At 71.7% G+C, this 25758-nt stretch carries 10 protein-coding genes; 8 read left to right on the top strand and 2 right to left on the bottom strand.

Annotation, left to right across the window (positions count from 1 at the left end; genetic code table 11):
* The first annotated feature begins 28 nt into the window (after positions 1 to 28).
* The 3 genes from VFZ09_RS14830 (at position 29) to VFZ09_RS14820 (ending at position 4428) form a co-directional block, all read left to right on the top strand.
* Positions 29 to 1459, top strand: coding sequence for an FAD-binding oxidoreductase (locus VFZ09_RS14830; RefSeq protein ID WP_329728219.1), 1431 nt, complete (start codon positions 29 to 31; stop codon positions 1457 to 1459).
* A gap of 228 nt (positions 1460 to 1687) precedes the next feature.
* A complete protein-coding gene (locus VFZ09_RS14825) occupies positions 1688 to 2437 on the top strand; it encodes a sigma-70 family RNA polymerase sigma factor (protein WP_329728218.1) in 750 nt (249 codons plus the stop codon).
* A gap of 140 nt (positions 2438 to 2577) precedes the next feature.
* The gene (locus VFZ09_RS14820) at positions 2578 to 4428 is read left to right on the top strand and encodes a long-chain fatty acid--CoA ligase (RefSeq protein ID WP_329728217.1); all 1851 of its coding nucleotides are present in this window, start codon (positions 2578 to 2580) and stop codon (positions 4426 to 4428) included.
* Between the two features lie 102 nt (positions 4429 to 4530).
* Here the strand turns inward: VFZ09_RS14820 and tatA are convergent, their stop codons facing one another.
* Positions 4531 to 4764 carry a twin-arginine translocase TatA/TatE family subunit gene (gene tatA / locus VFZ09_RS14815; protein WP_329728216.1) on the bottom strand — a complete coding sequence of 78 codons (234 nt, stop codon included), beginning with the start codon at positions 4762 to 4764 and terminating at the stop codon, positions 4531 to 4533.
* A 77-nt stretch (positions 4765 to 4841) separates the two neighbouring features.
* The gene (locus tag VFZ09_RS14810) at positions 4842 to 5846 is read right to left on the bottom strand and encodes a sensor histidine kinase (RefSeq protein WP_414640703.1); all 1005 of its coding nucleotides are present in this window, start codon (positions 5844 to 5846) and stop codon (positions 4842 to 4844) included.
* 195 nt (positions 5847 to 6041) lie between these two features.
* On the opposite strand from VFZ09_RS14810, the gene VFZ09_RS14805 reads away from it, so the two are divergent.
* From VFZ09_RS14805 to VFZ09_RS14785, 5 genes are all read left to right on the top strand, one after another.
* Positions 6042 to 6416, top strand: a complete 375-nt coding sequence (locus tag VFZ09_RS14805) for a response regulator (RefSeq protein ID WP_211276549.1) — start codon at positions 6042 to 6044, stop codon at positions 6414 to 6416.
* 102 nt (positions 6417 to 6518) lie between these two features.
* Positions 6519 to 6848, top strand: coding sequence for an SCP2 sterol-binding domain-containing protein (locus VFZ09_RS14800; protein WP_329728215.1), 330 nt, complete (start codon positions 6519 to 6521; stop codon positions 6846 to 6848).
* A 112-nt stretch (positions 6849 to 6960) separates the two neighbouring features.
* Positions 6961 to 8133, top strand: a complete 1173-nt coding sequence (locus VFZ09_RS14795; protein WP_329728214.1) for a CaiB/BaiF CoA-transferase family protein — start codon at positions 6961 to 6963, stop codon at positions 8131 to 8133.
* A gap of 330 nt (positions 8134 to 8463) precedes the next feature.
* Complete coding sequence (locus VFZ09_RS14790) at positions 8464 to 16173, top strand: SDR family NAD(P)-dependent oxidoreductase (RefSeq protein ID WP_329728213.1); 7710 nt, start codon at positions 8464 to 8466, stop codon at positions 16171 to 16173.
* The gene (locus VFZ09_RS14785) at positions 16170 to 25751 is read left to right on the top strand and encodes an SDR family NAD(P)-dependent oxidoreductase (RefSeq protein ID WP_329728212.1); all 9582 of its coding nucleotides are present in this window, start codon (positions 16170 to 16172) and stop codon (positions 25749 to 25751) included. Before VFZ09_RS14790 ends, VFZ09_RS14785 begins: the two co-directional genes overlap by 4 nt.
* Positions 25752 to 25758 lie beyond the last annotated feature (7 nt).

Genomic DNA, 25758 nt, shown 5'->3' with positions numbered 1-25758 from the left:
TGACGCGCAGTCGAGTGGAGCCGTTCGGATGACCCTGCCCGCGGAGCGTACCTTTACCCGAGTTTCTCCCGCCCTCGTGGAGCGTGCACGGGCCGCGCTGGGGGCGGTGCTCTCTCCAGACCAGGTGCGCCGTGACGCGTCCACCCTGGAGAACTACGCCGAGGACGAGTCCGACTCGGGCGTCTACCCACCGGACCTCGTGGTCTTCCCCGAGAACACCGAGCAGGTGTCCGCCGTGTTCCGCACCTGCCAGGAGCTCGGGGTGCCCTTCACGCCCTGCGGGGCGCGCAGTGGCAAGAGCGGCGGCTCGCTCGCCCTGCTGGGAGGCGTGGCGGTGAGCCTGGAGCGGATGAACCGCATCCTCTCCGTCTCCAGCGAGGACCTGACGGCGGTGGTGCAGCCGGGCGTCATCACCGGCGATCTGATGAAGGCCGTGGAGGCGCAGGGCCTCTTCTATCCGCCGGATCCCAACTCGTGGGAGTTCTGCACCATCGGCGGCAACGTGGCGGAGAACGCCGGAGGCCCCCGGGCGCTCAAGTACGGCGTCACCCGCGACTACGTCATTGGCCTGGAGTGGGTGCTGCCGAGCGGCGAGGTGGTGCGCGTGGGCCGCCGCACCATCAAGGGCGTGGCCGGGTACGATCTGGTGGGCCTCTTCGTGGGCTCCGAGGGCACGCTCGGGGTGGCCACGGAGATCACCCTCCAGCTCATCCCCAGGCCCCGGCACGTGAAGACGGCCCTGGTCATCTTCGACTCGGTGCACACCGCCGCGCGGGCCATCACCGAGGTGCTCAAGGCCGGCATCCTCCCGCGCACCCTGGAGCTCATCGACGACGTGGCGCTCCAGGCCGTGGATGGAAGGGGCTTCAACTTTCCCCCGGGCGCCGGCTCGGCCGTCATCGCCGAGGTGGACGGCAACATGGAGGAGGGCCTGTTCGCCGAGCTCGTCTGGCTGGGTGAAATCTGCGAGCAGCATGGCGCCCGGGAAGTGCTCGTGGCCCAGGACGAGTCCCAGCGCGAGAAGCTCTGGGCCGTGCGCCGGGTGGTTTCCACCGCGTTGCGCTCCTTGCGGCCGCACAAGATCTCGGAGGACATCGCGGTACCCCGGTCCCGTATTCCCGACATCATCCTCGCCCTGAAGAAGATGGGGGAGGAGCTGGGCTTGCCGGTGGCCACGTACGGCCACGCGGGGGACGGCAACCTGCACGCCAACATCCTCTACGAGGGCCCGTACCAGCGCGCCCTGGTGGAGACGGCCATCCGGCGCATGTTGGAGCTCACCGTGTCCATGGGCGGCACCATCACGGGCGAGCACGGTGTGGGCCACGCCAAGCGGGAATATCTGGCGATGGAGCAGTCCGAGGCGGTGCTGGAGCTGCAGCGCCGCCTGAAGGGCTTCTTCGATCCTTCAGGAATGCTCAACCCCGAGAAAATCTTTCCCGCGCCCAAGCGTTCTTAGTCCTCAGCGGACACGCTCGTTCTTCGGGGAGCAGTCACTTCCCACCCAGGACTGGAGCCCGTTACGTGGTCGTAACGGACCCCAGGCCCGCTTGTCGCCAGGGTAAGCTGGTCGAATACCCCCGAATGGAAATGAGAAACGCTTCGGCACGTTGTGCGTCCTAGAAATGTGGACGCGGAACCGGGGGGCGAGCGCGTCCGTCACACAGAGGAACTGGAGACGCGAAACATGGCGAACAGGACGATGAAGTATGGAGCCGAGGGCCTGTCGCACTACCTGCGTCATCTCGGGGATCATTCGCAGTTGACCCGAGAGCAGGAGTACGAGCTGGCCGGGCGCGCTCGCAAGGGAGATGAGTCGGCGCGACAGACGCTCGCGACGTCCAACCTGGCTTTCGTGGTGGCGGTGGCGAAGAAATTCTCCAACCGCGGCGCCCGCCTGGATGACCTCATCCAGGAAGGCAATGTGGGTCTCATGAAGGCCATCGAGCACTTCGACCCCAAGAAGAACGTGCGTTTCGCCACCTACGCCGTGTGGTGGATTCGCGCCTACATCACCCGCTACCTCAAGGACAACCGCAGCCAGGTGCGCGGCGGTGAGGCCGAGCGCGGGAGCATGACGGACTTCTCGCTGGACGCGAGCATCGACGAGGAAGGCGAGACGACCTTCCTGGATCGCCTGGAGGACGGAGGACCCTCGCCTCAGCAGGTGTTCCTGGCTCGCGAGCAGAACGAGGAAGTGCAGGAGGCGCTGGCCAAGGTGCGCAAGCGCATTGGCGACCTGGGGTGGGACATCCTCCAGGAGCGGCTCACGCAGGACAAGCCGCGCACGCTGGAGGAGCTGGGCCAGCGCTGGGGCGTGTCGCGCGAGCGCGTGCGGCAGGTGGAGCTCAAGACGAAGAACTTCCTCGAGCGCTACCTGGCGGCCTTCAATCAGGACGAGGAGCAGCAGGACTCCTCTTCCGCCGATGCCGCCTGACCTCCGGGACAGGCACCATGCAGGCGACAGCTTCGGGCGGTACTCGAGGTGCGGTGCACCCCGGGTACCGCCTTCGTCGTTTCGGCGCACGAGTGCTTCCTGGAGGTTACTGAAGGAAATGTAGGAGAGGAGGAGCACACATGAGGGCGGAGACCCGGCTGGCCACCTCGGACGCGCGCAACCTCGTCGAGTTGCTGCTCCAACGAGCGCAGTCACCCACGAAGGTCGCCGCGAGCTGGAAGACGGGGGGCCGCTGGGAGGACGTCACGTGGGGGCGCATCCTGGAGGACGTGCAGGCGCTGTCCGCCGGCCTCGTCGCCCAGGGGGTGAAGCCGGGGGATCGGGTGGCCATCTTCGCGGACACCAGCCTCCAGTGGGTGGTGGCGGATCTCGCCATCTCCGCCGCGCAGGCCATCACCGTCCCCATCTACGCGTCCAACACGCCGGACGAGGTCCGCTACATCCTCAACCACTCCGAGGCCTCGCTCGTCTTCGTGGACCATGACGGGCAGACGCCCAGGCAGGCGGGCCGCGTCACCCGCCTGCGGCAGAAGCTCGCGGAGTGTCCCGGCGTGCGCAAGGTGGTGCTCTTCGAGGGCGCCAGCACGGGTGAGGCGGAGCTGACGCTCGCGCAGGTGATGGAGCAGGGCAGGGGGGCGCACGCCGCCCGCCTGGAGTCCTTCGACGAGCGGACGCGCGAGATGAAGCCCGAGGACGTGTGCTGCATCATCTACACCTCGGGCACCACGGGGGACCCCAAGGGGGTGCTGCTCACCCACGGCAACTGGGCCTACGAGGCGCTCGGGGTGAAGGGCGTGGGGGCGATGGCGCCCACCGACGCGGTGTTGATGTTCCTGCCCCTGGCGCACTCCTTCGGGCAGGTGGTGAAGGCCTCGTGGCTGGCCATGGGCTTCCGCGTGGTGTTCGCCGAGTCCGCGGACAAGCTGCTGAGCAACCTCGTGGAGACGCGCCCCACCATCCTCCCCGCGGTGCCGCGCGTCTTCGAGAAGGTCTACAACGGCGTGGTGGCCCACGGCTCCGCCGCGCCCGGCCTGAAGGGCCGCCTGTTCCGCTGGGCCTTCGGGCTCTTCGAGGACTACGTGGAGGCGAAGACGCGGGGCCGCGAGCCCGCGCTCGTGGGGCTGGCCCTGGCGCGCAAGCTGGTGTTCAGCAAGGTGCGCGCGTCGCTCGACGAGAAGCTGGGCGGCAACATGCGCCTGTTCGTCTCCGGCGGCGCGCCGCTGTCCCGGAAGATCGGGTACTTCTTCGAGCTGCTCGGCTTCAAGGTGCTGGAGGGCTACGGCCTCACCGAGACGTCGGCCGCCGCCTGCGTGAATCCGCCGGAGCGCATCAAGATCGGCACCGTGGGCCCGCCCATGTCCGGCACCGAGGTGAAGGTGGCCCCGGACGGGGAGATCCTCCTGCGGGGCCCGGGGGTGATGAAGGGCTACTACAAGAACCCGGAGGCCACCGCCGAGGTGCTCGAGGCGGATGGCTGGTTCCACACCGGAGACATCGGCGAGGTGGACGTGGACGGCTACGTCACCATCACCGATCGCAAGAAGGACATCATCGTCACCTCGGGCGGCAAGAACGTGTCGCCGCAGAACCTCGAGAACACGCTCAAGACGTACCCCCTCATCAGCCAGGCGGTGGTCCACGGCGACAAGCGCAAGTACCTGGTGGCGCTCATCACCGTGGCCGAGGAGCCCGCGCGCAAGCTGCTCGACGGCGTGGGCGTGAAGGCCAGCAGCTACGCGGAGGTGTGCCGCCAGCCGGTGGTCCGGGCCGCGGTGCGGGAGATCCTCGACAAGGTGAACGCGGAGCTGCCGTCCTACAGCACCCTCAAGCGCTTCGCGGTGATGGAGGCGGACTTCAGCCAGGAGACGGGCGAGCTCACCCCGAGCCTCAAGGTGAAGCGCAAGCTCGTCAGCCAGAAGTACAAGGCGGTGCTGGACGGGCTCTACGACAAGGAAGACCGCGCGGAGTGAGCTGCCTCCTCCGCCGGGCCCGCAAGCGACGACGCCCGTGCCCATCTCTCGGAGGCGAGAGACCGGCGCGGGCGCGGTGCGACTGGGGGCGCGGAAGCGAGCTCAGCCGTGGTGGCTGGTGCTGCGGGCGGTGGCGTCCTTCTCCACCGTGCCGTTGCTGGCGAGCGTGCCAGCCGGCTTCTTCTCGTCGGCGGCGGGCTCGTCACCGCTGAAGCCGCGCTTGAAGTTGCGGATGGCGCTCCCCAGCGAAGAGCCGAGCTGCGGCAGGCGCGAGGCTCCGAACAGGAGCAGCAGCACCGCCATGATCAGCAGAATCTCCGACATCTTCAGACCCATCGCGCACTCCCGGAAGGAAAAGGCCCGGGCAGGATAGCCCCCCGGGGCGCGCGTCGCCAGCACGACGAAAGGGCCACTCAGGCCTGCATGCCCGCCGAGGAAGCGAGGGCGATGGGGAGTGTAAGGTAGAGCGTGGTGCCCCCCGCGTCGGCCGTCACCCCGACGGAGCCGCCGAGCGCCTCCACCTCCTGCCGGGCGAGCCCCAGCCGCAGGGGATCCTCCAGCTTCTTCTCCCGGAAGGCCCGCTCCTCGCGCGCGAAGGCGAGGGCGAGCTCCTCCTCCGTCAGGGGCACGCCATCACGCCGCACCTCCACCCGGAGCATGCCTCCCTCCGGCCGGGCCCGCACCCGGAGCTGCTCCCCGGGTTGGGCGCGCAACAGATGGTGGCGGATGAAGGCCTCCACGGCGTGCTGCACCCGGCCTCCGTCCACGTCCACCTCGGGAAGGGAGCCTCCCGGCAGCTCCAGGCTCAGCGCCACGCTCGCCGTGCCCGCCGCCTCCAGGTGGTGCTCCACCGCGTTGGCGAGCAGGGGCTCGAGCGCCTGCCGCTCCCGCTCGCACGCCAGCATGCCCAGGTCCGCCCGGCTCGCGTCGAAGAAGTCCTGGGCGAAGGCCAGTGCCTTGTCCGTGTTGCGCAGGATGGTCTCCAGCCCGCGCTTCGCCTTGGGCTCCAACGGAATGCGCCCATTGAGCAGCAGGGCCGCGTACGAGCGCACGTTGGCCAGCGAGCCCCTCAAGTCATGCGATGCCAGCCCCAGGTAGCGCACCCGCCGGCGGATGAGCTCCTCGTCGCCCTCGGCGGGCTGCGTCCACACCAGCCGCGTCCCGTCCTCCAGGGGGCTCTCGCCCGCCCGGACCAGCCGCCCCTCGTGCTCCCACAGGTCCGCCCCCGGCCGCCGCTGGAAGCCCGCCGCCTCCATCAGCTCCACCAGCGAGCCCGCGCTCTCCGGCAGCTGCTCCAGGCCCAGGTGGGCCCTCAACCGCCCGTCCACTTCCCGCACCAGGCCTCGCCGCGAGAGGATGGCGAACCCAGGCTCGTCCTCTCCGGCCGCCGCCTGCCTCCATTCCCCCGCGTGATTCACGCCTGCCGTCTCCTGGTCCATGGGTTAGGAAAACGGTGGGCAGGCAGTGTCGATTTTGCAACGAGCCTGCCCCGTTGCCCTGCGAGCCGGTTGAATTCATCCTCCCTTTCCCGTCCCTTGAGAGAAGATCGAGGGCGCGCCACCCAGGAGAAGAACCTGTCTTCCGCCAATCTTCAGCACCAGGGGTCCAACGTCGTGCTGGTGGTCGATGACGACCCGGACATCCTCGAGGCCCTCTCGGAGATCCTCGAGGCCGAGGGCTTCGAGATCCGCCGCGCCCGCAATGGCAAGGAGGCCCTGGAGCGGCTCGAGCCGGATCCGCCCCAGCTCATCCTCCTGGACTTGATGATGCCGGTGATGGACGGCTGGGAGTTCGCCCAGCGCATGCGCCAGCGTCCCTCCGTGGCCGGCATCCCCCTCATCGTCCTCAGCGCGGATCGCAACGTGGGCAGCAAGGCCACGGACATTGGCGCGGTGGGTCATCTGGCCAAGCCCTTCGAGCTCAATGACCTGCTGGACATGGTCCGGCGCTCGCTGAGCCAGGCCCAGGCCTCCAGCGCCGGACGTTGAGTCCCCCCTCGGGCCACCTCACGGCTTGACCCGCCCGGGCCCCGTCATTACGGTGCCGCCCGGACGTTGATTCACCAGTCAATTCCCTCAAAGGAGAGAGCGATGGCGAGCGCACAGGACATCATCGAGAACGACATTCCGGGCGTGCTGAAGGAGAAGCCGGAGCTGGCCAAGGACATCAACTCGGTCATCCACTTCAACATCACTGGCGACAACGGCGGCACCTGGACGCTGGACTGCACCAGGTCCGACAACTGGGTGACCAAGGGCGCCGAGGGCAGCCCGAAGATGACCGTCACCGTCAGCAACGACGACTTCGTGAAGATCCGCGCCAAGCAGCTCAACGCGCAGATGGCCGCCATGCAGGGCAAGCTCAAGTTCAAGCCGATGGACATGGGCCTCGCCATGAAGCTGGCGAAGCTGCTCGGCTAGTCACACCCGGAGCCGCGCCCTCGGGCGCGAGGCTCCACGGGCGGCGTGTGCTCCTCCTCGGGGGCCGCGCCGCTTCTTTTTTATCCCCCCCTCAGCCCCCCTCCCCCCCACCATGAACACGCTTCCCCTGTCCGGACTCAAGGTCCTGGATCTCTCCCGTCTTCTGCCCGGCCCCTACGCCACGCTGGTGCTCGCCGACCTCGGCGCCACGGTGGACAAGGTGGAGGACCCCCAGGGCGGTGACTACCTCCGCCAGATGGCCCCCCTGCGCGACGACGAGAGCGCGCTCTTCTACGGGCTCAACCGCAACAAGCGCTCGCTGACGTTGGATCTCAAGGCCCCCGAGGCGCGCGAGGCCTTCAAGCGGCTGGTGCGCGGCTACGACGTGCTGGTGGAGAGCTTCCGCCCCGGCGTCATGGACAAGCTGGGCCTGGGCTGGAGCGTGCTGCACGCGGAGAACCCGCGGCTCGTCTACTGCGCCATCTCCGGCTACGGACAGACGGGGCCGGACCGGCTCAAGGCGGGGCATGATCTCAACTACGCGGCGCGCGCGGGCGTGCTCGGCTACGGCGGCGAGGCGGACGGCGCCCCGGCCTTCCCCGGCGTGCAGCTGGGCGACATCGGCGGCGGCAGCCTCTTCGCGCTGGTGGGCCTCCTCGCGGCGCTCCACGAGCGCGAGCGCACCGGGCAGGGCCGCTTCGTGGACGTGTCCATGACGGATGGCGCCACGGCCTTCCTCCACATGCACCTGGCGGCGCGGCTCTTCATGGGCGAGCAGGGCCAACCCCTGCGCCGCGGCCGCGAGACGCTCAATGGCGGCTTCGCCTGTTATGGGCTGTACCGCACGAGCGACGGCCGCTACCTGTCCGTGGGCGCGCTGGAGCCCAAGTTCCTCGCCGGGGTGTGTCAGGTGTTGGGACGGCCGGACCTGCTCGCGGATGCCTATGACACCGGCGAGGCCGGCGCGCGCGTGAAGGCGGAGTTCTCCCGCATCTTCGCCGAGCATCCCCTGGCGTATTGGACGGAGCGCTTCGCGGGCGCGGATGTGTGTGTCGAACCCGTACTCGAAGGCGATGAAGTCCTGGCGGATCCCCAACTGCGCGCACGAAATCTGTTCGTGGAGTCTGAAGACACCCAACGTGGGAGAAGAGTGACCCACCTCCTCACGCCGCTGCGCATGGGCGAGACACCGCTGCGTCCTCCCCCGGTTCTTGGACAGCACACACATAAAATTCTTTTCGAGGCAGGCTTTAGCTCGGAAGAAATTGAAAGACTGGTCAAATAGGTTCTGTCTGGAATTGGCCGGGAGCTCAGACGGGAGACACGGGGCGTCATGAATCCCGGATCTCCCGTGAAGTGCGGGGGTCTGTCTTTACCCGCTACCCATGTAATTGGCGTCATGAGACGTTGGCGGCAAGCCGAGCCAGCGCCTCGCATTTCTCCGCGAGTCGCGTCTGGGCTCATGCCGGGGGGAATCGCATCCGTGAGAGGCACCAACAGGCCGGGACCGCAAAACCAAGCGAAACCCGTGAGGAGCGCAATTCATTGACAGCCGGTCGGTTGACATGGGCCGACGGTGCAGTGGACCTTTGACGGACACAGGAAGGCGACAACCATGACGGAAAGCGAGAGCCAGCTGGGACCGGGCGCCGGATCCGCCGCGAAGGCGGAGCAGGAATTGACGGGTGCCGAGGCCGGGGCCACGCAGGGAGTGAAGGAGGCGGAGCCCATCGCGGTGGTGGGGCTCGCGTGCCGTCTGCCAGGCGCATCGGACGCGGAGGCCTTCTGGCGTCTGCTGTGTGAGCGGAAGGATCTGCTCCAGGAGGTGCCCGCGGACCGGTGGGACAACGGCACCTGGTACGACGCGGACCCCCAGGCTCCGGGAAAGGCGAACACCCGGCATGGTTACTTCCTGGAGCGGGTGAGCGGGTTCGATCCGCTCTTCTTCGGGATTTCGCCGCGCGAGGCGGCGGAGATGGATCCGCAGCAGCGGTTGATGCTGGAGGTGTGCTGGGAGGCGCTGGAGGACGCGGGGGTGCCGGCGGTGGGCCTGAAGGGCTCGCGCACGGGCGTGTTCATGGGCGCCATCTGGCACGACTACGCGGACCGGCACCTGAGCGAGCGCGCGGCGGTGACGCTGCACAGCGCGACGGGCCAGTCGCTCAACATCGTGGCCAACCGGCTCTCGTACTTCCTGGGCCTCAAGGGGCCGAGCCTCACGGTGGACACGGCGTGCTCCTCGTCGCTGGTGGCGGTGCACCTGGCCTGCCAGAGCCTGCGCTCGGGGGAGTCGCGGCTGGCGCTGGTGGGCGGCGTCAACCTGATGTTCTCGCCCGAGGCGAACGTGCTGCTGTCCAAGTTCGGCGGGCTGGCGCCGGACGGGCGCAGCAAGGCGTTCGCCGCGGGCGCGGACGGCTTCGGGCGCGGCGAGGGCGCGGGCCTGGTGGTGCTGCAGCCCCTGTCGGCGGCGCTCGCTTCCGGCGCGCACATCTACTGCGTCATCCGCGGCAGCGCGGTGAACAACAACGGCACCGGCAACGGGCTCACCGCGCCGAGCGTGCCCGGACAGGCGGCGCTGCTGCGCGAGGCGTATGCGCGCGCTGGCGTGCCCACCAACCGCGTGCACTACGTGGAGACACACGGCACGGGCACCGCGCTGGGAGACCCCACCGAGGCCAGCGCACTGGGCGCGGCCCTGGGCGAGGGGAGGGCGATCGACCGGCCGCTGCTCATCGGCTCGTTGAAGGCGAACGTCGGCCACCTGGAGGGCGCGGCGGGCATCATGGGCCTCATCAAGGTGGCGTTGTCGATTTCGCGCCGGCTGGTGCCGCCGCACATGCTGCACGGCGAGGTGAGCCCCCGCATTCCCTTCGGCGAGCTGCGGCTGAGCCTGCCGCAGCGGGTGATGCCGTGGCCCAGCGAGGACGAGCCCGCGACGGCGGGCGTGAGCGCCTTTGGCTGGGGCGGCACCAACGCGCACGTGGTGCTGGAGGAGTCGCCGGTGGGCCGCGAGGAGCTGCTGGCGCTGGCGGCGGACAGCGCGGAGGACTTGCTGGCCCGGGCGGCGAAGGCCGAGGAGCTGGTGCAGCACGACGAGGCGCCGGTGTGCGTGCGCGACCTGTGCCGCACCTGGGCGCCGTACGCGGGGCAGGGGGCGCACCGCGCGGCCTTCACCTTCCGCACGCGCGCGGAGCTGGCCACGCTGCTGAAGGCCTTCCGGCAGGGCAAGCGCCGCACGGGCCTCTTCACGAGCGAGCCCGGGGAGCCGCCGCGCCTGGCCTTCATCTGCGCGCCGCAGGGCTCGCAGTGGCCCGCCATGGGCCGCGAGCTGCTGGCCACGGAGCCGGTGTTCCGCGCGAGGCTGGAGGCGCTGGACACCACCTTCATGCCGCTGGCGGGCTGGTCGCTGGTGGAGGCGCTGAGGGATCCGCACGCGCGGGTGCTGTCGGACGAGGACGCGGCCGAGCCGCTGACGCTGGCGGTGCAGGTGGGGCTGGCGGCGCTGTGGCGCGCCTGGGGCGTGGAGCCCGAGGTGGTGGTGGGCCACGGCGTGGGCGAGGTGGCCGCCGCGTGCATCGCCGGAGGACTGGAGGCCGCGGACGCGGTGTGGAAGGTGTACCGCGCCAGCCGCCTGAGCCAGTGGGAGCCGCTGCGCGACGAGCTGGAGGCGGCCCAGGAGAAGCTGTGGGAGCGCCAGGAGGGCGTGCGCTGGGTGTCCACCGTGGCGCGCGAGGTGGGGCCGGATGGACGCCTCGGAGACGCACGCTGCCGCACCCCGCGCCAGCCGGTGCGCTTCGCCCAGGCCGTGGAACGGCTGATGGCCGAGGGCGTGGACGCCTTCGTGGAGCTCAGCCCGCACCCGGTGCTGTGCCGTCCGGTGGAGCAGCTGCTGCGCAAGGCCGGCCGCACGGGCGTGGTGGTGGGCTCGCTGCGCCGCGACGAGGCGCGGGCCGCCCTGCTGGAGGCGCTCGGCGCGCTGCACGTGCGGGGCGTCCCGGTGCGCTGGGAGGCGCTGCCGCCGCCGGAGACGCCGGTGGCCGTGCTGCCCTCCGACAAGCCCCCCGCCCTGGCTCCGGGCCGCACGCACCTGCTGCCCCTGTCCGCCCAGACGCCCGAGGCGCTCGCGGAGGCCGCCCGCCGCGTCATCGCCCGCCTGGAGTCGCACCCCCTGTCGCCGCGGGACGTCTGCTACTCGGCGTCCGTCACCCGCAGCCACCTCAACTACCGGATGGCGCTGCTGGCCCGCACCTCCGCCGAGGCCCGCGACGGCCTGTCCGCCTTCCTGCGCGGCGAGGTCCGCCCGGGACTCTCCGTCACCCGCCACGCGGATGGCCGGCACCAGCCCGTGGTGTTCGTCTTCCCGGGCCAGGGCTCGCAGTGGCTCGGCATGGGCCGCCGGCTCATGGCCGAGGAGCCCGTGTTCCGCTCCGCGCTCGAGCAGTGTGACGCCGCGCTGCGCCGCTTCGTGGACTGGTCGCTGATGGACCTGCTGGCCTCGGACAACCCGGGGTGGATGGAGCGCATCGACCAGGTGCAGCCCGCGCTCTTCTCCATCCAGGTGGCGCTGGCCCGGCTGTGGCGCGCCTGGGGCGTGGTGCCCGACATGGTGGTGGGCCACAGCATGGGCGAGGTGGCCGCCGCGCACGTGGCCGGCGCTCTGGACCTGGTGGACGCGGCCCGCATCATCTGCCGCCGCAGCCTGCTGCTGCGCCGGGTGAGCGGCCAGGGCGGCATGGCCATGGTCGAGCTGACCCTGGACGAGGCCCGCATGGCCATCCGCGGCCTCGAGGACTGGCTGTCCGTGGCGGCCAGCAACAGCCCGCGCTCCACCGTGCTCTCCGGCGAGCCGCACGCGCTCGCCCAGGTGCTGGAGAAGCTGGAGGCGCGCAACGTCTTCTGCCGCCGGGTGAAGGTGGACGTGGCCTCGCACAGCCCGCAGATGGAGCCGCTGCGCGAGGATCTGCTGCGCGCGCTGGAGGGCCTGGCGCCCCGGCGCGGCGAGGTGTCGCTCTTCTCCACCGTGACGGGCGAGGTGACGGACGGCAAGGACCTGGAGCCCGCCTACTGGGTGCGCAACCTGCGCGAGCCCGTGCTGCTGGCCCCCGTGGTGGAGCGGCTCGCCCATGACGGGCACTCGCTCTTCGTGGAGGTGAGCCCGCACCCGGTGCTGCTGCCCGCCATCGAGCAGACCATCGCCCACCTGCGCATGGAGGCCACCGTGCTGCCGTCCGTGCGGCGCGAGCAGCCCGAGCGCGAGGTGATGCTGGAGACACTCGGCGGCCTCTATGCCGCCGGCCGCGACGTGGAGTGGAAGGCGCTGCACCCGGAAGGGGGCCGGCTGGTGCGGCTGCCCGACTACCCGTGGCAGCGCCAGGACTGCTGGTTCCAGCCCGGCGCGAGCCCCGTCCCGAAGCAGTCCCGCGAGGAGCGCAACCAGTCGCTGCTGGGGCCGGTGCGCCGCTCGTCGCTGCGTCCCGGGGCCTTCTTCTGGGACGTGGAGGTGGGCGCGCAGAACCTGCCCTGGCTGGGAGACCACCGCGTGCAGGGCACCATCATCCTGCCCACCACGGCGTACCTGGACTGGGTGTCCACGGCGGTGCAGTCGGCGCTCGGCCCCGGGCCATGGACGCTCGAGGACGTGCGCATCCACGAGGCGCTGGCCCTGCTGGGGGACGGCACCCGCCGCGCCGAGCTGCTGGTGGACGTGGGCTCCACGGGAGCCATCTCCTTCAAGGTGTCCAGCTTCATCCCCACCCCCGGCGGCAGCAGCGCGGAGATGTGGACGCTGCATGCCCAGGGCCGCGTGCGCGCGTCCGACTCCAACGGGCGTGGCGCGCTGCCCGCGGTACGGGTGGAGGACATCCAACGGCGGTGCTCCGAGGTCCGCCTCACCGAGGTGCACTACCTCGACATGGAGCAGCGCGGGCTCCAGTACGGCCCCACCTTCCGCGGACTCAAGGAGGTGTGGCGCCAGGACGGCGAGGCCGTGGGCCGCCTCTCTCCGCCCGAGTCGCTCGCGCAGCAGGGCGAGCTCCACCCCGCGGTGCTCGACGCCGCGCTGCAGGTGCTGCTGGAGGCCCTGCCCGCCGGTGACACCACCTTCGTCCCCGTCCGCCTGCGCCGCTTCGAGGTGCTGCGCAAGGGCTCGCCGAAGTGGGCCCATGCGCGTCTGCCGCCACCCGAGTCCTGGCGCAAGGGCATGCCCCTGGAGGGCGACGTCGTCCTGCTCGACGGGCAGGGCGTGCCGCTCGTCGAGGTGGAGGGCCTGGAGCTCTCCGCGCTGCCCACGCGCTATGGCCGCGCCCGCTCCGAGCAGGATCGCTCGCTCTTCGAGCTGGCCTGGCGCCGGATGGGCCTGCCCGCCGTGTTCGAGCCCGGCTCGGACGAGTCGCCCTGGCTCATCTTCCAGGACGCGTCCGGCGTGGGCGCCTCGCTCGCGGACATGCTGGAGTCCTGGGGCGGGGCCTGCATCCGCGTGGAGGCGGGCTCGGGCCTGCGCAAGCTGGGGGCCCGTCACTTCGCGGTGACGCCCGGCTCGCGCGAGGACCTGCGCGCCATGTTGCAGCAGTGCCTGCCGTCCGGCGGCGCCTGCGCGGGCGTGGCGTACCTGTGGGGCCTGGACATGCCGGCCCCGGACATGCCGGGAGAGAAGGCCATCGACGAGGCGGTGCGGGCCTGCGGCGGCGCGCTGCGCATCGTCCAGGAGGTGCTGCGGCTCGGGTGGAGGGATCCGCCGCGCCTGTGGCTGGTGACGCGGGGCGCCTACCCCGTGCAGGGCTCGCCCGCGACGGGAGCGCTCCAGGCCGCCCTCTGGGGCCTGGGCCGCGCCGTGGGCCACGAGCACCCGGAGCTGCGCTGCACGTGCGTGGACCTGGACCCCTCCTCGCCCCTGGTGGACGTGGAGGCCCTGGGCCGCGAGCTGGCCGCGCGCGCCGAGGACGAGCAGGTGGCCCTGCGCTGCGGTGCGCGCTTCGTGGCGCGGCTCGTCCGGCGCTCGGGCGCGAAGGAGATGTTCCTGGAGCCGCTGCTGCCCGCGGCGGGACGGCCCTTCCAGGTGGAGACGCCCCCGGCGGGCTCCTTCGGCGGCGTGTCCGTGCGCATGGCCGAGCGGCGCAAGCCCGGCCCGGGCGAGGTGGAGATCGCCGTCGAGGCCTCGGCCCTCAACTTCATCGACGTGATGAAGACCATGGGCCTCTACGTCATGAAGGGCAAGGGCGGGGCCCCCGGCGTGCCGCTGGAGGGCCTGCCACTGGGGCTCGACTGCGCCGGCCGCGTGGTGGCGGTGGGCGAGGGGGTGACGAACCTGAAGGCCGGTGACGAGGTGGTGGCCTTCACGCCCTCGGCCATGGCCTCGCACGTCGTCACGGATGCACGCTTCGCCGTGCGCCGCCCCGCGAGCATGAGCGCGGCCGAGGCCAGCTCCATCCCCAGCGTCTTCATGACGGCCTGGTACGCGCTGCACCACCTGGCCCGGCTGCAGAAGGGCGAGCGCGTCCTCATCCACTCGGCCGCGGGCGGACTCGGCCTCGCGGCGGTGCAGATCGCCTGGTCCCTGGGCGTGGAGGTGTTCGCCACCGCGGGCACCCCGGAGAAGCGCGAGCTGCTGCGCTCCCTGGGGATTCAGCACGTGATGGACTCGCGCACGCTGGCCTTCGCCGACGAGGTGATGCGCCTCACGAATGGCGAGGGCGTGGACGCGGTGCTCAACTCCCTCTCCGGCGACGCCATCACCCGGAGCATGGAGGTGCTGGCCCCGGACGGCCGCTTCCTGGAGGTGGGCAACCGCGACATCCACGCCGGACGCGCGTTGGACCTGTCGCAGTTCAGCCGCCGCCTCATCTACGCGGCCATCGACCTGGTGGGCCTGCGGGAGCAGCGCCCGGCGCTGTGCTCGCGGCTGCTGCACGAGGTGGTGGAGCAGATGGCCTCGGGCAGGCTGAAGCCCGTGACCCACCGCGCCTTCCCCGTGTCGCTGGCCTCCGAGGCCTTCCGCGAGATGGCGCAGGGCCAGCACGTGGGCAAGCTCGTCGTCACCATGGAGGATCCGCACCTGCGCGTGGTGCCGCCGCGCGCGGGCTTCCGGGTGCGCGAGGACGCGACGTACCTCATCACCGGTGGCCTCGGCGGCCTGGGCCTGGAAGCGGCCCGCTGGCTGGTGGGGCATGGCGCGCGGCACCTGCTGCTCACCGGCCGAAGCACTCCCTCCGAGGCCGTGCAGAAGGAGCTGGAGACGCTGCGGGCCCAGGGCGCGCGTGTCGAGGTGGCCAAGGCGGACGTGGCGGACGCCCGGCGCCTGGCCGAGGTGGTGGCGCGTACGCGGGGAGAAATGCCCCAACTGCGCGGCGTGCTGCACTGCGCGGGCGTGCTCGATGACGGCACCCTGGAGCAACAGGAGCCGGCGCGCTTCCGCACCGTCATGGCCCCGAAGATCCAGGGCGCGTGGAACCTGCACATGCTCACCCGCGACGAGTCGCTGGACTTCTTCGTCCTCTACTCGTCCATGTCCGCGCTGCTGGGCCTGCCGGGCCAGGGCAACTACGCGGCGGCCAACGCGGCCATGGATGCGCTGGCCCACTACCGGCGCCAGCAGGGCCTGCCGGCGCTGAGCGTGAACTGGGGTCCCTTCTCCGAGGTCGGTCTGGCCGCCGCGCACGCCAACCGCGGCGAGCGGCTGGCGCACCAGGGCATGGCCAGCTTCACCCCGCGCCAGGGCGAGATGATGCTCGAGCGCCTGCTCCAGGAGGGCGCGGTGCACGTGGGCGCGGTGTCGCTCGACGTGCGCCAGTGGCTGGAGTTCTTCCCGAGCGCGGCGTCGCTGCGCATCTGGGAGGAGCTGGCCGCGGAGCGCCAGGGCGAGGGTCAGCGCGGCCGCTCCGCCCTGCTGCTGGAGCTGCGGCGGGCCAACGCGAGCGAGCGCACGGGCAAGATGGAGACCTACCTGCGCGAGCGGCTCGCCCAGGTGCTGCGCATCGATCCGTCGCGCGTGGGCCGGCACGAGCCGTTCCGCGGCCTGGGGCTCGACTCGCTGATGAGCCTGGAGCTGCGCAACCGCATCGAGGCCACCCTGGAGCTGAAGCTGTCGGTGACGCTGCTGTGGGCGCACTCCACCCTGGCGGCGCTGGCGGTGTACCTGCTGGATCAGCTGGGCCTCACCCCCAAGCAGGCCGATGCACCGGCTCCCGCCGCCCCGGCGGAGCAGCCGATCCTCATGAACCGGTCCCCCGCGCAAGCGGAGCCAGACGCCCACCAGCTCGCGGAGCTGTCGGAAGGGAAGTTGCTCGAGATGGTGGATGACGCGCTGGCGGGCTGGGAGGACACGCAGTGAGTGAAGACGTCAAGGACGAGCTCAAGCAGCGTTTGGCTCGTGCGGTGATGGCGATGCAGAAGATGCAGGCCCGTATCGACTCGCTCGAGCGGGCCCGCACCGAACCCATCGCCATCATCGGAATGGGGTGCCGCTTCCCCGGCGGAGCGGACACGCCGGAGGCGTACTGGGAGCTGCTGTCGGCCGGGCGGGATGCCGTCCGCCGCGAGCCCGCTTCACGCCGCGTGGGCTCGGACGCGAGTGCACCGCGCTGGGCCGGGTACCTGGAGGACGTGAGCGGCTTCGACGCGGCCTTCTTCGGCATCTCCCCGCGCGAGGCCTCCAGCATGGACCCGCGCCAGCGCCTGTTGCTGGAGGTGGCCTGGGAAGCACTGGAGCACGCGGGGCAGGATCCGGAGCGTCTGGCGCAGTCGGCCACGGGCGTCTTCGTGGGGCTCACCGGAGATGACTACTACCGGCTGCTGCCCACCGAGCCCGAGCGCATCGACGCCTACTACGGCACCGGCAACGGCCACTGCTTTCCGCCCGGGCGCGTCTCGTACACGCTCGGGTTGCAGGGGCCGAGCCTCGCGGTGGACACGGCGTGCTCGTCCTCGCTGGTGGCCATCCACCTGGCCTGCCAGAGCCTGCGCGCCAGTGAGTGCTCCGTGGCGCTCGCCGGTGGCGTGAACCTCGTGTTGGACCCGTCCGTCACGGAGACGCTCCTGCGCATGCAGGCGCTCTCTCCCAACGGCCGGTGCAGTGCCTTCGACGCCCGCGCCAATGGCTTCGTGCGTGGCGAGGGCTGCGGCCTCGTCGTGCTCAAGCGCCTGTCGGACGCGCAGGCCCAGGGCGATACCATCCTCGCCGTCATCCGCGGCTCCGCAGTCAACCAGGATGGACGCTCGCAGGGACTCACCGCGCCCAACATGCTCGCCCAGCAGGCCCTGCTGCGGCAGGCCCTGGCGAGCGCGAAGGTGGACCCCTCGGCCCTCGGCTACATCGAGGCCCATGGCACCGGCACGCCCCTCGGAGACCCGATCGAGGTCGAGGCGCTCGTGGAGGTGCTGGGCAGGCCGAGGCCGGATGGCTCGCGGTGCGCGCTCGGCTCGGTGAAGACGAACATGGGCCACCTGGAGGCCGCCGCGGGCATCGCCGGCCTCATGAAGACGGTGCTCGCGCTCCAGCACGAGGCCATCCCCAAGCACCTCAACTTCAGCCGCCTCAACCCACGCATCCGGCTGGAGGGCACTCCCTTCTACGTCCCCACCGAGCTCCAGCCGTGGAAGCGCTCGGCGGTGCCCCGGCTGGCCGGCGTGAGCGCGTTCGGCATGAGCGGCACCAACGCGCACATCATCCTGGAGGAGGCGCCTCCCCCGGCTGCCCCCACGCGCACGCCCGTGCCTCGCCCCACGCACCTGCTGACGCTCTCGGCGCGCGGGGAGGAGGCGCTGGTGGCCCTCGCGCGCCGTCAGGCCGAGCACCTCACCGCCCACCCGGAGCTGGACGCGGCGGACGTGTGCTTCACCCTCAACACCACCCGCGCGCGCCTGCCGCACCGGTTGGCCGTGGTGGGCGGCTCCACGCAGGCCCTCGCCGCGAGCCTGTCCGCCTTCGCCTCGGACTCGAAGCCGGAGCAGGTGGCGCAGGGCAGGGCGGGCAACGCTCCACCCAGGGTGGCCTTCCTCTTCACCGGCCAGGGCGCGCAGTTCGCCGGCATGGGCCGGAGGCTCTACGACACCTCGGACGTCTTCCGCGACGCGCTGGACCGGTGCGCCGCGCGGCTGCAGCCGAGGATGGATCTGCTGTCCGTGCTGTACCCGCGGGATGGCGCTTCGTCTCCCATCGACCAGACGGGCTACAGCCAGCCGGCGATGTTCGCCCTGCAGTACGCGCTGGCCGAGCTGTGGCGCTCGTGGGGCGTGGTTCCGGACGCGGTGATGGGACACAGCGTGGGCGAGTTCGCCGCGGCGTGCGTGGCCGGCATCCTCTCCATGGAGGACGCGCTGGACCTCATCGCCGAGCGCGGCAGGCTCATGCAGGCCCTGCCTCCGGGCGGAGTCATGGCCATGGTGTTCGCCACCGAGGACCAGGTGGCACCGCTGCTCGCGCCGTACCAGGACCGCGTGTCCATCGCCGCGTACAACGGACCGGGCCAGCTCTCCCTGTCCGGCGCGGCCGAGGCCGTGGAGCGCGTCACCTCGGCACTGGAGGCCCAGGGCATCGCGACGCGCAAGCTCAACGTCTCGCATGCCTTCCACTCGCCCCTGGTGGAGCCGATGCTCGAGGCGCTGGAGGCGCGGGCGTCCCGGATGGCCCGGTCTCCCGGGAAGCTGCCGCTCATCTCCAACGTCACGGGCCGGCCGGTGGGTCCCAACGAGCTGGGTGCTCCGGGCTACTGGCGCCGTCATGCCCGCGAGGCCGTGCGCTTCCAGGAGGGCATGGAGTCGCTGCGCGGCCTGGACATCGACACCTATGTGGAGATCGGCCCGCACACCACGTTGCTCGGGCTCGGCAAGACGTGCCTGGGGGACGGGCCCGAGTGGCTGCCGTCGCTCCGCAAGGGCAAGGATGACCTGGAGCAGGTGCTGGGCGCCCTGGGACGTTTGTTCGTCCGGGGCCAGGCGGTGGACTGGAGCAAGGTGGACCCCGAGCCCGCTCGCCGCAAGGTGGTGCTGCCGCGCTACCCCTGGCAGCGCCAGCGGTACTGGGCCATTCCGGAGTCGGCCTCCGCCGGTAGGTCTTCCTCACAGGCCGGGCAAGAGCAGGACGTCACCTCGCAGGCTCCGGACGGCACGCGGGGTGACCTTTACGCGCTGGAGTGGCAGCCCGCACCGCGCCCGGCGTCCGAGCCCGCACCGGCGAGCGGCACCTGGCTGCTGCTGTGCGATCGCGGCGGAGTGGGCGAGCAGCTCGCCACGAGCATCGAGGCCCAGGGTGGCACTTGCGTGAAGGTGGACGCGGGCGATGCCTCGGCCCTGGAGCGGGTGTGGCGCGAGCGCTTCTCCGCGAGCTCGCCCTGCGCGGGCGTGGTGTACCTGGGCGCCCTGGACGTGACGAGCGTGGAAGGCCCGGGCATCCGCGAGTCCTGTGCCAGCGTGGCCTCCGTGCTGCGCGTCGTGGAGGGCGCGCCGGAGCCCGGTGGACGGCTGTGGGTGGTGACCCGGAGCGCCCAGGCCGTGGGCCCGGGTGCGGAGAAGGTGGAGCCCGCGCGGTCGACGCTGTGGGGACTCGGGCGGAGCGTGGCGCTGGAGAGCCCGGGCCGCTGGGGCGGGTTGATCGACCTGGGCCCCGAGGACGGCGCGCGGCAACTCTGGGAGGAGCTGCGCACGGCGCGGGACGAGGACCAGGTGGTGCTGCGAGGCGGCCAACGCTACGTGGCGCGGCTGGTGGAGCGTGAGTCTCCAGAGTCCAAGCCCGTGCCCGTCCAGGCCGAGGCCACGTACCTCATCGCGGGAGGGCAGGGGGCGCTCGGGCTCGAGGTGGCTCGCTGGCTGGTGCGCCGGGGTGCCCGGCATCTCGTGCTCACCGCGCGCCGGGCCATGCCCGAGCGTTCGCAGTGGGACACGGTCCTGGCCCAGGGTGGCGAGCTGGCCGATCGCATCACCGGCGTGCGCGAGCTGGAGGCCGCGGGCGCGAAGGTGCTGCTGGCCCAGGCGGACGTGGCGCTCCGTGACGACATGGCGGCCCTGCTCGAGCGGGTGCGCGCGTCCATGCCTCTGCTGCGCGGCATCGTCCACGCGGCGGTGGTGTCCGTGACGTCGCGGGTGCGCGACCTGGACGCGGACTCGCTCGAGCGCGTGCTGGCGCCCAAGGTGGCCGGCGCCTGGAACCTGCACACGCTGACGCGGGACGAGCCGCTGGATTTCTTCATCCTCTTCTCGTCCATCTCGGCGGTGTGGGGCTCGTCGGGCGTGGGGTCCTACTCCGCGGCCAACAGCTTCCTGGATGGGCTCGCGGCGCACCGGCACGCGTTGGGGCTCGCGGCCACCAGCATCAACTGGGGTCTCTGGAGCGGCCGTGGCGCCGCCTCCGAGGAGCAGGGCCGCTGGTTGATGAACATGGGCGTGGAGGTGTTGGACCGGCAGGAGGCGCTGGGCTGGATGGAGCGGCTCGTGGGCGCGCGCGTGCCCCAGGCAATGGTGGCCACCATCCGCTGGGAGCGCTTCCTGCCCATCTTCGAGGCCCGAGGCCCCCACCCCCTGCTGTCCCGGCTGCGCACCGAGCTGGCCGCCCAGCCCCAGGCGCTTCCGGTGGCGAAGAGCACCGCCCCGGCCCCCTGGCGCGAGGCCCCCACGGCCACCGTCCGGCGCGAGGCATTGCGCAAGCTGGTGCAGGAGTCCGTGTCGCGCATCCTCGGTCTGCAGCCCGGCCAGTCCGTGGAGGACGAGCGCGGCTTCAACGAGATGGGGCTGGACTCCATCATGGCGGTGGAGGTGAAGGAGCGGCTGCAGAAGGCGCTGGGCGTTCCGCTGCCGGCGACCCTGGCGTTCAACTTCCCCACCGTGCGGGCGCTCACGGAGCACCTGTCCTCGCTGCTCGAGTCGGAGGCCCCCCGCGCCGCCGCCGCGCCCGAGGTCCACACCCCGGTGGCCTCGGACGAGCCCATCGCCATCGTCGGCATGGCATGCCGGCTGCCGGGCGGAGCGGACACGCCGGAGGCCTACTGGCGGCTGCTGCGCGAGGGCACGGACGCCATCTCGGAGATTCCGGCGGACCGCTGGGACGTGGACGCCTGGTACGACGCGGACCCGGAGGCGCCGGGGAAGATGTACGTGCGCTCCGGTGGCTTCCTGCGCGAGGTGGACCGCTTCGAGCCGCAGTTCTTCGGCATCTCCCCGCGCGAGGCGGAGAGCATGGATCCGCAGCAGCGGCTGGTGCTGGAGGTGGCCTGGGAGGCGCTGGAGCGGGCCGGCCAGGACGCGAGCGCGCTGCGCAACACGCGCACGGGCGTCTTCGTGGGCATCACCACGGCGGACTACTCGCGCGTCATCCTCCAGGGAGCGCCGGAGGACGTGGATGCGTGGTTCGCCTCGGGCACCTCGCTGAACGTGGTGGCCGGGCGCCTGGCGTACACGCTCGGCTTGCAGGGCCCGTGCATGGCGGTGGACACGGCGTGCTCGTCCTCGCTGACGGCGCTGCACCTGGCCTGCCAGAGCCTGCGCAACGGCGAGTCCACCCTGGCCCTGGCGGCGGGGGTGAACCTCATCCTCTCGCCCGAGCCGATGATGGCGGTGTGCAAGGCGCGCATGCTGGCGGCGGACGGGCGGTGCAAGACGTTCGACGCCTCGGCGAATGGGTTCGCGCGGGCCGAGGGCGCGGGCGTGCTGGTGCTCAAGCGGCTGTCGGAGGCGCGGGCGCAGGGGGACCCCATCCTCGCGGTCATCCGAGGCACGGCGGTGAACCAGGACGGCGCGAGCAGCGGCCTCACGGTGCCGAACGGACTGGCGCAGCAGGCCGTCATCCGTCAGGCGCTCGGGAGCGCGGGCGTGAAGCCCTCCGAGGTGAGCTACCTGGAGGCGCACGGCACGGGCACGTCGCTGGGAGACCCCATCGAGGCCGAGGCGGCGTGGTCGGTGCTGAAGGAGGGGCGCCAGGGCGGGGAGTCGCTGTGGATGGGCTCGGTGAAGACGAACCTGGGCCACCTGGAGTCCGCGGCGGGCGTGGCGGGCATCATGAAGGTGGTGCTGGCGATGCAGCACCAGCAGCTCCCGGCGCACCTGCACCTGAAGAAGCCGAACCCGCACATCGACTGGAAGTCCATGGGCGTGAAGGTGCCGGTGGAGCTGACGGCGTGGGAGCCGACGCAGGGCCGGCGCCTCGCGGGGGTGAGCTCCTTCGGTTTCAGCGGAACGAATGCCCACGTGGTGTTGGAGGAGGCGCCGCCGAGGCCCGTGCGGACGCGCGAGGTGGAGCGGCCGGAGCACGTGCTGGTGCTGTCGGCGCGGAGCGCGGAGGCGCTGCGGGCCCAGGCGGGCCGCTACGCCCAGGTGCTGGAGGAGGGCGGGACGGAGCTGGGAGACGTGTGCTTCACGGCGGCGGTGGGCCGCGCGCACTTCGAGCACCGGCTCGCGGTGGTGGGAAGCAGCGCCCGGCACCTGAGCGAGCTGCTGTGGGCGGTGGAGCAGGGCCGCGAGGTGGAGGGCGTGGTGCCGGGGCGTGCGGTGGGCCCGGCGCCCAGGGTGGCCTTCGTCTTTGGCGGTGACTCCGAGATGCCCGCGGCCCTGGGCCGGGAGCTGTACGACTCTCAGCCCGTCTTCCGCGAAGCACTGGAGCACTGCGCGGAGGCGCTGAAGGGCATTCTGGAGAAGCCGCTGGTGCAGGTGCTGTACGGGGCGGACTCCGCGCTGCTGAAGGAGGAGACGTACGGCCGGGCCGCGGTGTTCGCGCTGGAGTGGGCCCTGGCGCGCATGTGGAGGGCCTGGGGCGTGGTGCCTCAGGCGATGGTGGCGCGGGGCGTGGGCGAGTACGTGGCGGCGGTGGAGTCCGGTGTCCTCGGCCTGGAGGAAGGGCTGCGGATGGCGGTGGGCCAGGTGCCGTGGGTGCATGCGGAGACGGGCTCGACCGAGGGCCTGGAGTCCCTGCCCCTGCACCCGGCCGAGGCGGAGTTGCCGCGGCTGTTGAAGACGCTCGGCGCGCTGTACGTAAAGGGCGTGGCGGTGGACTGGGCGGCCTTCGACGCGCCCTACGAGCGGCGCCGGGTGACGCTGCCCACCTATCCCTTCCAGCGCCAGCGCTACTGGTGGCGGAGCGCGGCGCCTCGCACGGCCCTCGCGCCCCGGCACGAGACGGAGCGCCTCCCGCACTTCGGCCGCCGGCTGCGCTCTCCGGCCCTCGATGCGCTCGTCTACGAGACGACCTACGGGCCCTCGCGTCCGGGGCACCTCGATGAGCACCGCCTCAACGGGACGATCGTGGCGGCGGGCTCCTCGCACGTGTCGCTGGTGCTGTCGGTCATCGAGGACGCCTGGGGCACGCCCGCGTGCTCCCTGGAGAACCTCGCCTTCCCCCAGGCGCTGGTGCTCGCGGAGGACGAGGAGCGCACGCTCCAGGTCATCCTCTCGCCTCAGCAGCAGGGCCACGCATTCGAGGTGAAGTCGCTCGGCGACGACGGCGGCACGGAGACGTGGGTGCTGCACGCCAGCGGCGGGGTGCGCGTGGGCCGGGAGGCGCAGCCGGCGCCGTGGACCCCTCGCGAGGAGCTGCTGTCCCGTGTCCAGGAGCGCATGCAGGGAGAAGACCTCTACCGGGGCATGCGGGAGAAGGGCTACACGCTCGGCTCGGGGTACCAGTGGATCCGCTCGGTCGCCCGGGCGGGGAATGAGATTCTTGGCGAGATGCGGCTGCCTCCGTTGCCGGACAGGCTGGAGGACTACCCGCTCTACCCGGGCTTCGTGGACTCGTGCTTCCAGGTGCTCACGAGTTGGACGCTGGAGTACCAGGCGCGGCACCCCGAGGCGATGCTCATCCCCTTCAGCGTCTCGCGCTTCACCGTCTACCGCCGGCCGCGGGGGACGATGTGGTGCCATGCCCGCATCGAGGGCGGCGGACGGCCCGAAGCGGGAGATCCCATCGGGGGCGACCTGCGTGTGCTCGACGAGCAGGGGCTGGTGGCGGAGGTGGTGGGCTTCCGGGCGCGGATGGCGAACCGCGAGGCGGTGCGGCTCAACACGCACGCGCGGCGGGAGGAGGCGCGCTACGAGGTCACCTGGAAGCCCGCGTCCGAGGTCCAGCCCGTCCCGGCCTCGCTGGCGGACAAGCGGCCCTGGGTGCTGCTGATGGATGCGCAGGGCGTGGGCGAGCGGCTCGGGCGCATGCTGGAGGAGCAGGGTGCGCCCGTGCTCCGCGTGCGTCCCGAGGGCTTCGCGCGCGTGTCCATCGAAACGCTCATCCCGGCCCGTTGCGCGGGCGTGGTGTACCTGTGGGGCATGGACCAGCGGACCGCGGACGACGCCTCGGCGGAGTCGGTGCAGCGGGCCGCGCTGGAGGCGAGTGGCGCGGTCCTGCACCTCGTGAAGGGGCTTGCGGGCCGCGACGAGGCACCTCCCGTGTGGCTCGTCACCCGGGGCGCCCAGGCGGTGAAGGACACGCGTGGGGGCCTCGCGCTCGCGCAGGCGCCGCTGTGGGGCTTCGGCCGGGTGATCGATCTGGAGGTCCCGGAGCTGCGTTGCACCCGCGTGGACCTGGACCCCGAGGACCTCGAGAGCAGCCTCCACCTCCTGTACGCCGAGCTGGGCAGTGGCGGCAGCGCGACCGAGCGCGAGGTGGCCTTCCGCGGCGGCGTGCGCCTGCACCCGGTGCTGCGCAAGGACTCGGGCTCGCGCGCCAGCACCCTCCCGCTCCGGGCGGATGCCACCTACCTCGTCACGGGCGGACTGGGCGGACTGGGCCTGGAGGTGGCGCGGTGGATGGTGGAGCAGGGCGCGCGTCACCTGGTGCTCGTGGGACGCCGTGCGCCCTCGGCGCGGGCCTCCGAGGCGGTGCGTGCGCTCGAGCAGGCGGGAGCCCGGGTCACCGTGGCCTCCGCGGACATCTCCAACGAGGCGGAGGTGGCCAGGCTGCTCCAGCGCATCGACAAGGACTCACCGGCCCTGCGCGGCGTCGTCCACTCTGCGGGCGTGCTGGATGACGGAGCGCTGCCGCAGCAGGACCTCGAGCGCTTCGAGCGGGTGATGGCGCCGAAGGTGGCGGGAGCGTGGAACCTGCACCGGCTCACCGAGGGCCGGCCGCTGGACTTCTTCGTCCTCTTCTCCTCGGCCTCGGCGCTGCTCGGCTCGCGGGGCCAGGCCAACTACGCCGCGGCGAACACCTTCCTGGACGCGCTCGCCCACGAGCGGCGTGCTCGCGGGCTGGTGGCGCAGTCGCTCGACTGGGGCCCGTGGGCGGAGACGGGCATGGTGGGCGCGCCGGATGGGACGCTGGCCCGAGCGCTCGAACGCCGGGGCATCCGTCCGCTCGCGACGAAGCAGGCCCTCGCGCTGTTCGGCGAGGCGCTCGCGAGTGGCCGGCCCCAGCTGGCCCTCATGTCCGTGCAGTGGCCGGTATACCTGGAGGTGCTCGGGGCCAAGGGGCGCTCGTCCTTCTACGAGGCCGTGGCACCCGCTCGCCCCGCGCCTGGACCGGGCACGGCCGTGGCCACCTCGCAGCCGCGCCATCCGCTCGCGGAGCGGCTGAAGGCGGCCCTGCCCCACGAGCGTCACCAGGTGCTGGCCAGCGGCCTCCAGGAGGAGGTCGCGCGCATCCTCCGCATAGAGCCCTCGCAGCTCGACTGGCGCCAGGGCTTCGCGGAGATGGGCATGGACTCGCTGATGGCCATCGAGCTGCGCAACGTGCTGCAGAAGGGGCTCGGTGTGTCGGTGCCCGCGACGGTGGCGTTGGACCACCCCACCATCGACTTCCTGGTGCGGCACCTGCTGGAGAACGTCTTGAAGCTCGAGGTCCAGGAGCCGCGGCCGAAGGCACCGGAGACGAAGCCCGTCCCCGTGCCCAGGCCCGAGCCCGAGGGCCAGCTCGAGGGTCAGCTGGAAGACTCGCTCGACGCCCTGTCCGACGCCGAGCTGGCGCGGCTGGTGGCCGAGGATCTCGCCAAGGATTCGTGAGGGCCGG

The organism is Archangium sp. (genome assembly GCF_036277355.1).
GTDB lineage: Bacteria > Myxococcota > Myxococcia > Myxococcales > Myxococcaceae > Archangium.
Note: the sequence above shows the minus strand (reverse complement) of the source record. Positions and strands in the feature narration are given on the sequence as shown.

Bases quoted from the DNA above. Each gene is read 5' to 3' on its own strand.
- VFZ09_RS14830 (WP_329728219.1), top strand. From the start codon at position 29: ATGACCCTGCCCGCGGAGCGTACCTTTACCCGAGTTTCTCCCGCCCTC.
- VFZ09_RS14825 (WP_329728218.1), top strand. From the start codon at position 1,688: ATGGCGAACAGGACGATGAAGTATGGAGCCGAGGGCCTGTCGCACTAC.
- VFZ09_RS14820 (WP_329728217.1), top strand. From the start codon at position 2,578: ATGAGGGCGGAGACCCGGCTGGCCACCTCGGACGCGCGCAACCTCGTC.
- tatA (WP_329728216.1), bottom strand. From the start codon at position 4,764: ATGGGTCTGAAGATGTCGGAGATTCTGCTGATCATGGCGGTGCTGCTG.
- VFZ09_RS14800 (WP_329728215.1), top strand. From the start codon at position 6,519: ATGGCGAGCGCACAGGACATCATCGAGAACGACATTCCGGGCGTGCTG.
- VFZ09_RS14795 (WP_329728214.1), top strand. From the start codon at position 6,961: ATGAACACGCTTCCCCTGTCCGGACTCAAGGTCCTGGATCTCTCCCGT.
- VFZ09_RS14790 (WP_329728213.1), top strand. From the start codon at position 8,464: ATGACGGAAAGCGAGAGCCAGCTGGGACCGGGCGCCGGATCCGCCGCG.